The organism is Mycobacterium sp. AT1 (assembly GCF_002043095.1).
Taxonomy (GTDB): Bacteria; Actinomycetota; Actinomycetes; order Mycobacteriales; family Mycobacteriaceae; genus Mycobacterium.
This window is the reverse complement of sequence record NZ_MVOC01000011.1, coordinates 26283-39437: the sequence shown is the minus strand read 5'-3', so window position 1 is coordinate 39437 and position 13155 is coordinate 26283. Positions and strand designations below refer to the sequence as shown.

General features: G+C 61.1%; 13 protein-coding genes. 7 read left to right on the top strand and 6 right to left on the bottom strand.

All coding sequences use genetic code 11. The annotated features are described in order from the left end of the window. The first annotated feature begins 68 nt into the window (after window positions 1–68). On the top strand, window positions 69–881 hold the full coding sequence (locus B1790_RS06435; RefSeq protein WP_079922393.1) for a TIGR02391 family protein: 813 nt from the start codon (window positions 69–71) through the stop codon (window positions 879–881). Between the two features lie 192 nt (window positions 882–1073). Here B1790_RS06435 and B1790_RS06430 read toward each other — a convergent pair whose 3' ends face one another. The 5 genes from B1790_RS06430 to B1790_RS06410 all read right to left on the bottom strand — a co-directional run bounded on the left by B1790_RS06430 (window position 1074) and on the right by B1790_RS06410 (window position 6207). Further along, a complete protein-coding gene (locus B1790_RS06430) occupies window positions 1074–2552 on the bottom strand; it encodes a reverse transcriptase domain-containing protein (protein ID WP_079922392.1) in 1479 nt (492 codons plus the stop codon). Between the two features lie 265 nt (window positions 2553–2817). Beyond that, window positions 2818–3477, bottom strand: a complete 660-nt coding sequence (locus B1790_RS34160) for an SLATT domain-containing protein (protein ID WP_158083778.1) — start codon at window positions 3475–3477, stop codon at window positions 2818–2820. Window positions 3478–3837: 360 nt separating this feature from the next. Beyond that, window positions 3838–5316, bottom strand: coding sequence for a ThiF family adenylyltransferase (locus B1790_RS06420; RefSeq protein ID WP_079922390.1), 1479 nt, complete (start codon window positions 5314–5316; stop codon window positions 3838–3840). A gap of 46 nt (window positions 5317–5362) precedes the next feature. Next, window positions 5363–5743, bottom strand: coding sequence for a hypothetical protein (locus tag B1790_RS06415; protein ID WP_079922389.1), 381 nt, complete (start codon window positions 5741–5743; stop codon window positions 5363–5365). Then, on the bottom strand, window positions 5740–6207 hold the full coding sequence (locus tag B1790_RS06410; RefSeq protein ID WP_079922388.1) for a hypothetical protein: 468 nt from the start codon (window positions 6205–6207) through the stop codon (window positions 5740–5742). Before B1790_RS06410 ends, B1790_RS06415 begins: the two co-directional genes overlap by 4 nt. Before the next feature lie 554 nt (window positions 6208–6761). On the opposite strand from B1790_RS06410, the gene B1790_RS06400 reads away from it, so the two are divergent. The 6 genes from B1790_RS06400 to B1790_RS06375 all read left to right on the top strand — a co-directional run bounded on the left by B1790_RS06400 (window position 6762) and on the right by B1790_RS06375 (window position 12311). Next, window positions 6762–7862: an ImmA/IrrE family metallo-endopeptidase gene (locus tag B1790_RS06400; protein WP_079922386.1), complete on the top strand. Its 1101-nt coding sequence runs from the start codon at window positions 6762–6764 to the stop codon at window positions 7860–7862. 357 nt (window positions 7863–8219) lie between these two features. After that, window positions 8220–8384 carry a hypothetical protein gene (locus B1790_RS34620; RefSeq protein ID WP_158083777.1) on the top strand — a complete coding sequence of 55 codons (165 nt, stop codon included), beginning with the start codon at window positions 8220–8222 and terminating at the stop codon, window positions 8382–8384. A gap of 343 nt (window positions 8385–8727) precedes the next feature. After that, window positions 8728–9186 carry a hypothetical protein gene (locus tag B1790_RS06390; RefSeq protein WP_142271094.1) on the top strand — a complete coding sequence of 153 codons (459 nt, stop codon included), beginning with the start codon at window positions 8728–8730 and terminating at the stop codon, window positions 9184–9186. Window positions 9187–10632: 1446 nt separating this feature from the next. Beyond that, the gene (locus B1790_RS06385; RefSeq protein WP_079922383.1) at window positions 10633–11448 is read left to right on the top strand and encodes a hypothetical protein; all 816 of its coding nucleotides are present in this window, start codon (window positions 10633–10635) and stop codon (window positions 11446–11448) included. After that, window positions 11448–11708, top strand: coding sequence for a hypothetical protein (locus B1790_RS06380; RefSeq protein ID WP_079922382.1), 261 nt, complete (start codon window positions 11448–11450; stop codon window positions 11706–11708). The genes B1790_RS06385 and B1790_RS06380 overlap by 1 nt, the downstream gene beginning before the upstream one ends. A gap of 132 nt (window positions 11709–11840) precedes the next feature. Continuing rightward, complete coding sequence (locus B1790_RS06375) at window positions 11841–12311, top strand: hypothetical protein (protein WP_142271092.1); 471 nt, start codon at window positions 11841–11843, stop codon at window positions 12309–12311. 123 nt (window positions 12312–12434) lie between these two features. Here B1790_RS06375 and B1790_RS06370 read toward each other — a convergent pair whose 3' ends face one another. After that, entirely contained in the window at window positions 12435–13121 is a 687-nt protein-coding gene (locus tag B1790_RS06370; RefSeq protein WP_233164966.1) for a hypothetical protein, read from the bottom strand. Window positions 13122–13155 lie beyond the last annotated feature (34 nt).

Sequence of the window (13155 nt, the reverse complement as noted above, 5' to 3'; positions counted from 1 at the left end):
ATGGAGTTCGCTTCGTCACCAACCAAACAGCACACAAGGGCGTCGGTGGAGCTCGTTAGCCTGCTGCGATGGCAAAGAACACCATTGCGCCGTTCGGTCACGGCTCGATCGAGAACATCGCGAGGATCATCGGCGAGCTGTACACCGGTCCCGAGCTGACACGACTTCTTGCGTCGCTGGGGATGCCAGACACCCTCGGCGCGACTGGAGCCAAGTGGAAGCGTCTCGCGGCCAGCATGGAAGAGAAGCAGTTCTCGCAGAGAGACGGTCGGCCGATCCTCGCTGTCATCGTCGCGGCGATGAAGCCAGACATGGTGTGGAACCGTCAGGTCAAGGCTACGGTGGCCCGCGACGAGTTAACACAGGTTCTGTCGATGTCGGGATATCGCGTGTTAGACGACGGACGTATCGGCCGCGCTAAGACCGCTCCCACTGCCTCGGAGGCATCTGCCCGGAGCGTGCGCCTGCGAAAGCTACTCGAAGCGCGCGACGCTCACCCCGAAGTCATACGTCATTGCCGGGAGGAACTGCTGCGCAAGGACCACTACGAAGCCGTGTTCGAAGCGGTCAAGGGGCTCGGCGCTCGGCTGCGGGAGAAGTCGTGCCTTGACGAGGATGGAAGACCTCTAGTTCAGGCAGCGCTGCGCGGCAAACAACCACGGGTACTGCTGACCGAGTGGTCGACCGTCACCGAACGCAACGAGCAAGAGGGAATCGCGCTGCTGGCTGAAGGAGTCTTCGCGGCGTTTCGAAACCCTGCTGCCCACGAACCCAGGCTGGTGTGGGACGTGTCCGAGCAAGACGCGCTCGACGTTCTCGGCACCCTGTCGATGATCCACCGTCGCCTCGACAACGTACGCAAGGTCGCAATTCCAAACTAGCAGTGACACTTTCATGTCACCTCTGGCTAGACTACCGGCTGGACGATCGCGGGGCGGATACCCGAGAAGTGCTCGCAAGCGCGTACGGAGCGCTACTTCGACGAACGGTCACTCTTCTTCCGAGCCGAGTTCATAGGTTGTCGGCTGAACAGCGCGAGTTGCAGGGCGCCGACAGTCTGAGATCATCTGAGATCAGGACCAACCGTAGAGCGAAGCAGTGTGAGTAGCTACTCGCGTGCCGTGAGCTCCGACTGCCCGTCGCACGAGTTCGGACATACGCACACTGCTAGGCAAGCGCCCATCGACCGTGGATCGCAGCCCCCGAGTCGAAGTGGTTGTGAAGGCCGCGAGTTGCTCTTGGCTATACCCCCAAGGTGCCGGCGTTGGTACATCACCCGCTGCTTCACGCAACAGCTCGGCCCGCTTGCGCAGCGCCAACCAAACCTGCGTGGAAAGCCAGGCATCGAATTCCTGCAGTTGTTCGATGTCGTCGACCAAGGGATGCCTACCGAGCAATCCACCCAGTGACATCATTGATGGCAATGGCCCGCGCAGTAACCGGCGCAGTTGCTTCTCGCTGAGGCTGCCATACAAGTATCGACGTAGCTGCCATATCAGCGCAACGTAGTCACGGTCTAATTCACCGATTAGCCGCTTGATATCCTGGGTACCCTTGGATGGCTCGCGCAATAAATGGTTGTAGATGTATGCAGTCAATGTCTTTTTCGCGGTCGAAATAGCACGCTCGGATATGGAAACAGTTCGTAGCCCAATGCTCTGACTTAGAAAGTCGACTCTATGGAGCGTTCTAAATTCAGCTTCATTCGCTTCTGGTAGGGTGAGCAGGCCGATGCCAGGACTCTTTGAGTGGTTGATTGCGCAGCGACTAATATCAGCAAAACGATGCAGCTCCTCTACGGCGCGGCTCAAGTTATTGTAATCTCGACTCCATATAACAACATCATCGGCATACCGTGTAAACGAGACGCCTAAACGCTCGAATTCCCGATCCAGGGGCGTGGCCGCTATGTTTGCGAGCAATAGGCTTATAGTTGTTCCTTGGTGGATTCCTCGGTCACGTGAGCGCGAAGACGTCGGCATAGTTGATGGCAGCAGCGTAGGTAACGGCGCGAGCATAAATGCCTTCAGTAGTTGGCGCTCCGTCCTTGTGATTGCAAATTTCAAATCGTGAATGGTCGACCACACATGTTCATGGTCGACTGATCCGAAGTAATCGGCGAAATCGTACTGCGCCACGTAAAGGCGGTGTTCGCCGTACCAATCTGCCTGCATGCGCGAAATGGCATCGTGGACGCCCAGATCTTTTCGGTACGCGTATGAATGTGCACTAAGGCGCGCTCGGTTCTTGTTCATGAGAGACGTATAGAGCCGTTTCGATACGACTTCGTCTGCGATCGCGAAGGCGGTCACAGTGCGCGGTCCTCCTGCCGGCTTTGCGATCCTGAAGCCCGCGGGCGGCAGAGGGGCAAAGGTTCCGGACTTAATGGACGAGAGTATCGCGTGTCCAATTGATGCGGACCTTGCGCGGACGTGGAATGGATTGTGGCTCTTGTCGTACGACCACAAGGCTGGTTCGCGGACCTTAAGCGGGTCAAGGTGAGAGCTCGAGCGGCGCTGGCGACGCACGGACTCGTCATGAGTTTTTTTCATGAGACGTTCGCGGGCGCGTATCTTTCGAGCGGCTGCGTCCGCAATCGCTTTGGCCAAGTCTTCCAATCGATCGCCTTTCAAAAGCAAGTGGGGCCTAGCACCTGCCAGACCCCACTTGTCGGCTGTCCCGCCTCGAAATGCTGCTTCCGCGCGCTCGCGCTCGCGCGCTAACGCCTTGCAGGCTCAATCGAGCTGCGTTGCAGACGGGTGGCCTAGCCCCTCTTGGGACCCGCGGCCAATCTAGCACCGCCATGTCTCTGCGTCTCTACAGGACCAGGCTGTTTATTAGCGGTATCAGCAGCACAAGTGGCAGCAGAAGGAACAGATAGGGAAAGGAAGTAATGACGAAATCAACGAGCAGAGCAGGTATGTGTGCAACGGAGATCCACTTCCCGCGGTGCAGCGGATGACCAGTTGCATACTTAGTTGATAGGCTCCGGTAGTAGTCGCCGGACGTATGGTTCTCGCTTTCGTCTAGGACAGCTTGATAGCGATCCATTAGTGAACGTACCAAATCGAACGTGACCAATTTCGAACTGCGAAGTTCTTCCATTTCGACAGACAGTCTCTGAATTTTTCTATAATTGAGGAACATGTCGCGGCTTCGTCCGGAGTAATCCATATTTGTCGTAGCCAAAGAAACGACGAGCGTAAGAACCGACACGCAGACCATGAGAGTCGAGCCATTGCGGCCGTACATTAATGGATCAGTGAGCATTCCGATCGCCGCTACGGTTGTGGCTGTTGAAAAGGCGACCAGTGCCCAGTTCCATGCCCGCGCCCGTCGCCCTAGACGCACACACGCGGCCTCCCTTGCGCGGTACGTCGTATAGGCGCGCGCTTCGTTAGTTTCGAGCTGCTTTCGAGCGTGCTCATCGTCAACCGGCGAAGCCGGAGGACGTGAGTTTCTGGAACCATTTGGCATTAACCTACGCAAGACCGTTCTGTCTAATCGAACCATTGTTTTAGGTACGCTAACAGGGGGCGTCATCATGCGTGCCGGAAACGCGGCAGGGGTCCTCACTAGCCAGTTGGCGTGAGGGTAGGCGAGGCGCAGTGTGCTGTCCCGCAGCCAAGAAGTGCGACCTGCGTCAACTGGCCCGACCGGTACTGACCGCGGCGCGGTACGTGAAGGTATCTCGCAAACGAAGGTTTTCGAGACAGAGGAGTGACGGGTACGGTCGACCGTCTCCGCGCACTGGACCAGATCTGCGCCGGCCTGGGGATCACAGCCCGACTACCGGGGCTGATCACGAACATGAAAATTCATGTTCGGCAATAGATTTCATATCATTCGGGAGGTCACGTTCTGCAGTGCCTGGTGCGCGGCGTCGAGCAGCAGCAGCCGCAGCGGAGGCTTTCGCATGTTGCGTTCAGCGACGATGCGCCGCCACTCGGACTGAGCCTTGGTAAGCGTTGGACGATGGTCTGCGGTCGCCGTTTCGGACTCGTAGCTGCAGTACTGCCCGGTCGTCGCGGCGGAATGTTCGAGGCGGTGGAGTGCAAGGAGATAACGCAGCGGTGCGGGGACACCGCGCCCGCCGGGATGTGCGACGAGACTCACGAACTGGGCCAGGAGTGCGGCGCTGACGCTGGCGGACAGAGCGGCAACGTTTTGACCAGCAGGCGCCTGTCTGCCGGTCTTGGCGATGTAAGTGGGATCGTCGAGTAGCCCCTGCATATCGAGACTGAGTTCGCCCAGGTCGAGTTGCCCCAAGCACACCATGCAGGGGCGCCCGGGTACGACAGTGTGGGCGCGCCAGATGCCGCCGCGTAGCCTGCCGTCGGCAAAGGTGTCGAGAGCGATACCACCGTCGATCACGGGGATGAGGTCGGCGTAGGCGGTCTGGTTGAGTACCGCTCGCGGCCAGGGCCGATCGACGCAAGAGAAAATTAGGTCATAGTCTAAGGCGGCTTGAAGCCCGGCGGGGTCGGTGACGCTCACTTCATGCACGACGGGATGAAAGTTGTTGCCGGTGGCTGCGGAGGTCATGAGCCGCGCGGCGACGGCGACTTTCGCGCGGCCCAGGGCGGCGTCGAGCCGCGTGGCGCCAATCATGCGATCCAGATTGACGGGCTCGACTGCGTCGAAGTCCATGACGCCAACTTCAAGGAGCCCAGTAGCGGCCAGGCGTTGCGCGACGTCAAGGCCAACGCTGCCAGTGCCGACGATCAGAACACGCAAGCGGGCGATCGATGCCTGTACGGAGTCACCCCATGCTGAGACGGTGCGCTGTTGTGATGGGGTCGGCTGCGGTGCTGGCCTCAGGCCGTCGTTCCAGGTGACGATCAACTTGTCGGATACGCAGCGCACCGACTCAGCCCAGCTCGGGCGGATGTCGTCAAACCAGAAGCGCGCCGACCACCCGTCGTCGCGGCCTGCGAGGGTCATGCCAAGCAGTGGCATCTTTGTGTATGCGCGTGCGACACGTTCGTAGTCGGCTTCAGTGTCGTGGTCGGTGTCGCTCAGGCCCTGGCATCCGCGGCCACGGGGATGGGAGTGCAACAGCACCAACCCTTCACCGCGCGTACGGGCCTCGGTTGCTGCACGCAGGACGTAGGCGCTGGTGAAGGAGGCATTACCATGCACCAGCCGTTCTCCGTCCTGAGGCGGGATCACGGTCTGCACCACGGCTGTCGTGCGCCGTACGCCGGCGGACAACAGATAGGTGGCAGCGAGTACGTCTTCTTGCCCGTCTTCACGGACGAGGTGCTCGCGCATCGTCGCGTGCACCGCGCCCGTCATGGCGACCGAGTACCGCATGTCGGCGTCCTTCCTTAGAGACTGGCTTTGCTGTTTGAGGCGGGCGCTAAGCCGCGGGCGCAATGGCTAGCGACAGCAGGCCGCGAACGTGACTCAGCCATGCCTTCGCCGGTGAGATCGAGGTGTCGGTATGGGTGAATTCACGAGAATGCCGCCGCCATCCGGGTGGGCAATCAGTGGTGTCGCTGTTGGTGGTCTCGAACACCACGGTCTCAGGCAGATGCACCCAGTGCGGCGGCACCTGCGGCCAGGTCTGCACCTCCGCCAAGCTGACTCCCGTCGCCACCCATTGCCCGGCCAACGCGCCGCCAACGGCGAGGGTGTCGAACATCAGGCGTCCAGACTCGGCGCGCACCGGCGCCCCCGCGGCGGTCATGTCGTCGGCGAAGCGACGCGCAGGGGAGCCGGGTGGCGGCAGGTCAATCATGCGACTCCGCCGATGTGCTTGGCGGTGACGAACTCGTCCCCGTCGTGGATAGTCACCATCTGATCTCCGGTGAAGGTCTCGGGACCGCCGGCAGCGTTGACCCGAGCCAGGTCGTACTTGGCGGGGTCGACACCGGCCAGCCGCAGCAACGCGGCGGCGGTCTGGTCGTCGTCCCAGCTGGTGTGGTGTTCGCCGTCGATGGTGAAGTGCACCTTGCGGCGGGTGCGGAACCGCCCGCCGTCGCGCAGGTTGACGACTTGCTTGTCCTTGACGTGCGTCTCGACACCGTGCCTGTCGACGATGAAGAGATCGAAGTCCTTGGGGTCACGACCCGCGAGACGCAGCAGGGATGCCGCCTCCTGGTCGTCATCGACAGTGTCGAACTCGGCCTCGTCGATGACGATGGTGATGGGCTTATGCCGACGAGAGTCCTGCTCCCGCCGGTCCTGGTGAAGATCTGACATCTCTGCTTCCTCCTGGAATCAAGTCGGCAAAACCCACGCGGACCTCGCCTTACTGCCGAGACATGTCCCACCACTTCCGGCAGTGAGGCCATGTAACCCTCATCGTATCAGACAATTGTCATCACCTAATGGGTGATAGCAGGTAGACTACTGAGATAGGTGTCGCACCAGGCATTCTTGGCCCGTGCCGGTAGGTTCGGTGACGACATTCAAGTCATCAGCCGATGGGTGATGGAGTACAGACGCGTGGAACAGGACTATTTGGATGAGGGGTTGCGCCGCCTCGCCACTGATCCAGGGTTCCGGCCGGCGGGTTGGAGTAACCGCGAGATCCGGGAATTTCACCGTCTCATCCAGTGCGTACGTGCCGCTCACGTCGAAACCGACCTGCGGAACATGCGCTTGCTGCGGATCGAACCTGACCATTCCGGTGACCCCACACGGGCTCGGGCCACGTTGAGTTCTGGCCGCGTTATTGACCTCACGTTCAAGATTTCCGACAACCACGGCGCTGTGGTTTTCGGGGTCTTGGCAGTACAGATGGAACCCCAGCGATGAGCAACACCACACACAACGACTCGCTACCAATCGATCAGACACCTGTCGGCGAACTTCTAGGTGATGAACTCGAGGCTCGCGGATGGTCCCAAGCCGACTTCGCCGCCGTGATCGACCGCCCGACCCAATTCGTATCTGAGATCGTGACTGGCAAGAAAGAGATCACCCGCGAGTCGGCCGCCCAGATCGGTGCGGCACTCTCCCTATCGCCGGAGTTTTGGCTGAAGTTGCAGGACCAGTATCTTCTGGCCCAGCAAGCTAAGAATCCGACGACGCAGGCAAAACTCGACGACGTACGCCGCCGGGCGCGACTCAACGAGCTCGCACCCATTCAACTTCTGCAGAAGAGAAAGATCCTCACCGGTTCGACGCTGGACGAGCTGGAAGCCGAGGTGATGGGGTTGTTCGAGCTCACGTCTATCAATGATCAGCCTGGACTCGGAGCGGCAGCCAAACGCGCGAACCCCGGCGAAGACATCACAATGCTGCAGCAAGCATGGGTCGCCTGCGTGCGAAAACAGGCCAGGAAGCTACCTCCAGCTGGTGAGTATTCGCCCGAAATGCTGGCCAAGCTTGCGGCATCACTCCCACGGTCGGTGAAGTCAGCTGAGGACTTCACAACGCTGCCCGATCAATTGCGTGATGCCGGTGTCAGGTTGGTCTACGTCGAAGCGCTGCCCGGCGCCAAAATCGATGGGTGCGCGCTGTTCGTGGATGGTCACCCCGTCATTGGGTTATCCGGACGCGGCAAGCGCCTCGACAAAGTCTTGTTCACCTTGCTCCACGAGATCGTCCACATCCTCCGTGGACACGTCGACGACGGCCCCATCGTCGAGGATTTGGAGGACAGTCGTGCACAGGAGTCAATCCGTGAGAGGGAAGCCAACGACGGCGCCGGCACTTGGATCTTTCCAAACGGGTACCCGTCGGTGCCCTCGCGGATCAACGCGCCGTGGGTCGAACAGACGGCAACAAGACTCGGACTCGCGCGCATCGTGCTGATCGGCCAATTGCAAAAACGGGGTCGCTTGGACTGGCGGACGACACTGGCCAAGAATGCCCCTTCGGTCAGCGATGTCCTCCCACGGTGGGAGTAGTAAAATGTTTCGTGCCGCAGTACATCTCACGCTCCACGCGACACCATTGGAGCCCTAGCGCCTTCCGTCTCCACGGGTCAAAAGCCCGCACGGGGTGGCGGCGTTGTCGTCCCAAGCTGTGTGGATGCGGACGCAAGTGCCGAGGGTGGCCAGGGAGCGGTGTCGGGTTTGGTGGGCGATGGCGCGGTCTGTGGCGCCGCGCAGGTGAGCGTGGGTGACGTAGCCGGCGCGCAGGCTGTCAGCGCTGTAAGCCGGTGGGGTCGGTGCCTGCGCGTTGGATGGCGTTGCTTACCAACGTGTTCACCGGTTCCGGGAGGCAGACGGCGAGCTAGGGCGCGTGTGAGCGACAATCACAAGATGCCGAATCCAGCCGATCAACGATGGTTCTGGACCGAGCGTTGGCAGCAGCGTGAGCGCGAGGTGGACGCGCATGTAGCTGCCGATGAGGTTCTGGTGCACCGCGATGGCAATGCGCTGCTGGAATACCTCGATCAACTCGACGCCACTACAGGCACCATCTAGTCGACCTACAACGGGTGGTGGGGGATTCGAGACAGACGCGATCAGCCTCGAATCTTTGGTAACGGGAACAGTTGTCAAGCGGTGGGGAGGTCGTCATTGAGCGACGCGTGCCCCGTGGTGTCGAATGCTCAGACCCGGCGTGGGGCTGGGTTTGGTGGATCCTGGAGGCGCACTATGACCTGCGCGTGCTCGACTATTGCGGCCTTCGGCGGGGTAGGCGCCGTACACAGCGAGCGTGGCGCCGGCCACTATGTCGATCAGGCCACTAAAAGAGGCAAACTGTACGTCGTGTGCAACGTCAAGACGCCCGCGGTCAAGGCGGCACGGGATAGTGGTGCCTCCAGTGGATGATGAAGACGTATTGTTCGACCCTTCCTTGCTCCAGAACGCCACCGCCGCTCTCGACCACAGGGGCGTCCCAGATGACGCTGGAACCTACGCTGCGGCGCTTGCGTCGATCTTGGGGCGGATTCCCGAACGGTGGGGTCGCTGGATCGACCACGGCCCAGGCTGGTACGCGCTGGTGGTATCGGTTGATGAGCGACTCGCCGCGATCGACCCCAACTACGTCATACACCAGGTCAAGGAGAAGTACGGCACCCTGCGTTACTATTGCTCACCGGCTGGCGACGAGTCAGCCACCCAACAGCAGGCCACCTTCGACTCCATCCTTGCCGAGGCCGAAAGCGCTTCCGCGACTACCTGTGAACGCTGCGGTCGACCCGGAGTTCTGCGGCACAGCGCCAATCTCGTCAAAACCCTGTGCTCGTCTTGCGCGGATGCTCTCGGATACGCGGGTTAAGTGATAGGAGCTGGCCACGGGCGATTCGAAGCGCTGGCGCGACACGTAGTCACGCCGATGCGTGGGCGTCCCCTGAACCAGGTGTCGGCGCCGGCTGCATCGGATCCCGGTTGCCATTTCACTCACTGGCGAGGTCCTGGTGCGCTGATGTCGAGGCGGCCTTGATCGCGAAGCTCAACTCGGCAACGCATACGAAATCTCTTGTGTTTCAAGCGGTTACTGTTTGACTCGACGCGCTATCTTGCGTGACGAGGCGGCAGCCCAAATCGAGCCCGAACTTCTTCTTCGCTGTAAGTCCGGCCTGCGGCGTAATCGGCGTCGGCTTGGGCGAGCGACTCGCGGAAGCCAGGAATAGATAGCCAGAACACTGTGTCGTCGTCGTCAGTCTCCGAATGCTCGGCCGGACCCGTCATGACACCCACGATAGATACCTCATGAACGAGGCGTGAGGTCGTGCATCGGGGAGTTGCCGCGAATGTCCGCCCCAGGGCTCGGGAGCGAAAACGCTCGCCTGCACGGTGGACGGGCAATCCGAGGTGGCAGAGACGAACGTAAGCACATCTGGAGCAGCACCCGACACATATTCGATGCGACACGCCCACTCGATTCAGGCACGTCGAATGTATCTCGGGCTAAGCGGCTTTGACGGAAGGCGAAGCAGTAGAGAAGCACCCCACGTGCTATTGGGCGATGTCGGGGTTCGCTAACGGACCGCCGACACCGGACATCGCGCCTCGTAAAACGTGTTAGGGCAACGCTATTAAATCTATGCCGACCTCACAGTGCCTACACGAGATGGGGAGCACGGATAAGTGCGGGTACGTAAGTGCGCTCCGTGCGGGCGAGCTGGTGTCCCACGCTGGGAGGGCATCAACCAGTCGAATTGCGTTGAGCTGCTGGACTATATTCACCGGCAGATGCCGGGATCATCCGATCCGGTCTTGTAAAGGGGTGGCCATATGTCGCGACCAGTGATGGGACGCCGCGACGGTACTCGTGTCGAATTCCGATTGTCGCCACCGTTGGCGGAACGCGTCTACACCTACGCCAAGGCCGAAGGGTTGACCTTGTCGCAATCGGGGGAGCGTCTTCTAGATTTCGCTCTGGTGGAGCTCTCTGGTGAGGCGGACCCGCGTCGTCGAAGCCATATCAATGATGGCGATCAGATCACGTCAGAGACGTAGATCGTTGCATCGCAACGTATATCGGTACAGCATGCGAAGGAGGTCGGCAAGGAGTCATCAACTGGCCATGGGGCCTGAGTGAAATCAGATTTGCGGCCTAAGAGGGCCGGAACAGACTGAAGGCCGGGTGGCAACCCGGCCTTCAGGCAAAGCAAAGAGTTGTGTCGACTCTTCAAAACCCTCCAAGGAGGACTGTGTCTATTCCAACGTGCCTTCGTACGCTTGTCAATCTCCCGCGCCCTATCGCAGGCGGTGTCCGCTGATGGCGCGATTCAAGAAGATGATGATCGCCAGCGCCGCACCCGCGGCCGCCGATCACAACGCTGGTGATGCCGCCGCGGCGGACGTTTCGGCGATGGCTGTTTTTGCGGTGGCTCGGGCGGCGGTTAAGGAGCTACCAGCGCTTCCGCCATCGGAGAGTGACCGGTTGGAGCGATTGATGCGCCAGACGGTCACGGCCGACAACCCCGTGGTGGCGCGCGCGGCGATCGAAGCGGCGGCAGCGCTGCGCTGCCAGGTCCCGTTCACCACCGCCGAGCAAGACCGTAAGAGGGTTGGTCACGTCGCGCGTTTTCTGGTCTGGTCGGCATTTGGCGATGTCGTGGATCCGGTCAGAGCTTTCACGAAGGCTAACGTCGACGAACACTTGGCGGCGACCGCCACCAAGAGCAAGCGCTCTTTCGAACAGCGGCGGTACATCCTGTACCAGACGGGCCGTGGATTGCATCCACAGCAGTTCCCGCCCGCGCAGCCTAAGAATGCGCCGATGCGACACCGTCACCCGGTAGCCAGCCACTCAGAGATCCGCCGCCTCCAGACGATCGTTCCCCGACTACCCGCTCGACTCGGTGAGCGCACTCAACTGTTGCTCGATCTCAGCTATGGGGCCGGGGTCCGGCCGGCGGACTTCCGCACGTTGCGCGGCACTGCCATCACCAGCGTCGTGGTCGACGGCAGAGCGATCTGTGTCGTCGCAGTACCGAACTTGGGTGGCGGCGTTCGGCAAGTGCCGGTGCTGGACCCTGCTATCGCGGACGTCTGCTGGGAGCGGCGGCCACCATCGGCGACCGACTACTGATGGCCCCCCACGCCACGATCGCCGAGCGCAACATCGTCAACCGGGTCAGCGAACAGTTGCGAGAGAAAGGCCATGCCAGCCTCGATCCGATCGCGTTGCGCAACCGGTGGATTCTCGACCTGGCCGAACGCGTACCAGCAGTGTTGCTGCAACAACTCGCTGATCTGTGCGAATTACGCATCCTGGTCGACGAACGCGGCCTGTTGACTCAGTACAAGCTGCGCCATGCGATCACCCTCCTGACGGAGGCTCGGCGATGATCCGTACTCGCCAACCACTCTGCACGATCTCCGATGAGGTGTTCAGCACCGCGCTCGAAGTGATCGTCAAATCTGGTGCTAGCTCGGCCCCCTTTCGCGGTCCTTGCCTCGACCAGCCGTGCGTCGCAGCGGTTGCGCATCGGCGCGCCCCACGGCGTCTGTTGCGGCGACGTAGTCGGCCTCGCTGAACGCCGCGGTGAGTCAGAGACCCTCGTTTTGCAGGCAACCTGCGCCAACCCGCGCTGCGACCAAGCATTCGACAGAGATCTGGGCCCCGGCCGGCGCAAGGACTTCCATAGCGAAGAATGCCGACGCCGCACCGAGGCGGACCGCCGCAAACTGACGAGCCGTTTGGAGCACTACGAGCGCCAAGCCGAGACGATGCGCGCGCGCTTGAACGCCTACATACGGTCCAGCCACGACGGCGAACCGCAGACGCCGTGCGTGGGGGCCACACCCGAGCAGATTCGACGTGCACGTGACGCGGTCATGCAGGTCAAGGGGATGGCCCGCTTTCTGCGCGGTCATGAGGACGAGTTCGCCCAAGACCTGCTCAAACTGTTCGATGCGGTGGAGCCGCTTGTGGATGCAACCACGGACTAGTTTCGAGCTCTGACTGTCGACGCGAGTGCATGAAGCACCGGGCTTATCGGTGCAGACCCTACGCGATGAACAGGTAGGCAATGTTCCGATGCGCTGCCCTCGTTCCGATGCGTTGCCCTCAAATCAATTCGCGGACAAGCGAGTTCCACACGTTGGACACCAGTCGATGCTTGTTCCGAGGGCGGCGGTGATCGCGTTACGGTTGTCGAGGTGGTGTGTGCATCCCTTTCTCTTGAGGTGGTCGCGGACGATGGTGACGATGAATTGCGCCCGCTGTACGAGGGTGGTTCCGTAGTCCTCGGCGTCGGTGGTGCCGGTAGCGATGACGTCACCTCGCTCGAACTTGCGCTGTCGGTAACGGGTGGTGCCGTCGTCGTTGAAGCCGTCGACCGCGTCGATGAATTGGCCGGTGGGGCGTAGGTCGATCTCGATGTCCCAGTCGTCGTGGCGTTCACGGAAGTAGAAACTGTGACCGTCGACGACGCCACGCCATTGTTCGGGCGCCCAGCCACCGTGGCTGTGCACGACCACACCCGGATGCTGGGCCAGCCAGGCCTGGAGTGCGGCCTCAGCTGGCTGCTTCGCGTACCGGGTCTGCTCGCCGCTCGGTGACTGCCACAATGCGCGAATATCATTGAGCGCCTGATGGAATGACGCGCGCCGTTGTTCACGGGTGTGGGTGCACACGCAGTCGAAGCCGTAGTCATGCCGGTCGCTGTCGGGTAGATGCGGGTGACAGGAACAGGCGCAGCGTTCACCGCTGTCGACATAGCGCCACTCGGTCAACACATCCAGGACGACGTCGGCCACCGCAGCTGTCTCCTCAACGCCCCGCACGCTCAGC

Coding starts and splice junctions, on each gene's coding strand:
- B1790_RS06420 (WP_079922390.1), bottom strand. CDS start 5,316: ATGCGGTACTCGGTCGCCATGACGGGCGCGGTGCACGCGACGATGCGC.
- B1790_RS34160 (WP_158083778.1), bottom strand. CDS start 3,477: ATGCCAAATGGTTCCAGAAACTCACGTCCTCCGGCTTCGCCGGTTGAC.
- B1790_RS06435 (WP_079922393.1), top strand. CDS start 69: ATGGCAAAGAACACCATTGCGCCGTTCGGTCACGGCTCGATCGAGAAC.
- B1790_RS06400 (WP_079922386.1), top strand. CDS start 6,762: ATGAGCAACACCACACACAACGACTCGCTACCAATCGATCAGACACCT.
- B1790_RS06410 (WP_079922388.1), bottom strand. CDS start 6,207: ATGTCAGATCTTCACCAGGACCGGCGGGAGCAGGACTCTCGTCGGCAT.
- B1790_RS06415 (WP_079922389.1), bottom strand. CDS start 5,743: ATGATTGACCTGCCGCCACCCGGCTCCCCTGCGCGTCGCTTCGCCGAC.
- B1790_RS06380 (WP_079922382.1), top strand. CDS start 11,448: ATGGCCCCCCACGCCACGATCGCCGAGCGCAACATCGTCAACCGGGTC.
- B1790_RS34620 (WP_158083777.1), top strand. CDS start 8,220: ATGCCGAATCCAGCCGATCAACGATGGTTCTGGACCGAGCGTTGGCAG.
- B1790_RS06385 (WP_079922383.1), top strand. CDS start 10,633: ATGGCGCGATTCAAGAAGATGATGATCGCCAGCGCCGCACCCGCGGCC.
- B1790_RS06430 (WP_079922392.1), bottom strand. CDS start 2,552: ATGAAAAAAACTCATGACGAGTCCGTGCGTCGCCAGCGCCGCTCGAGC.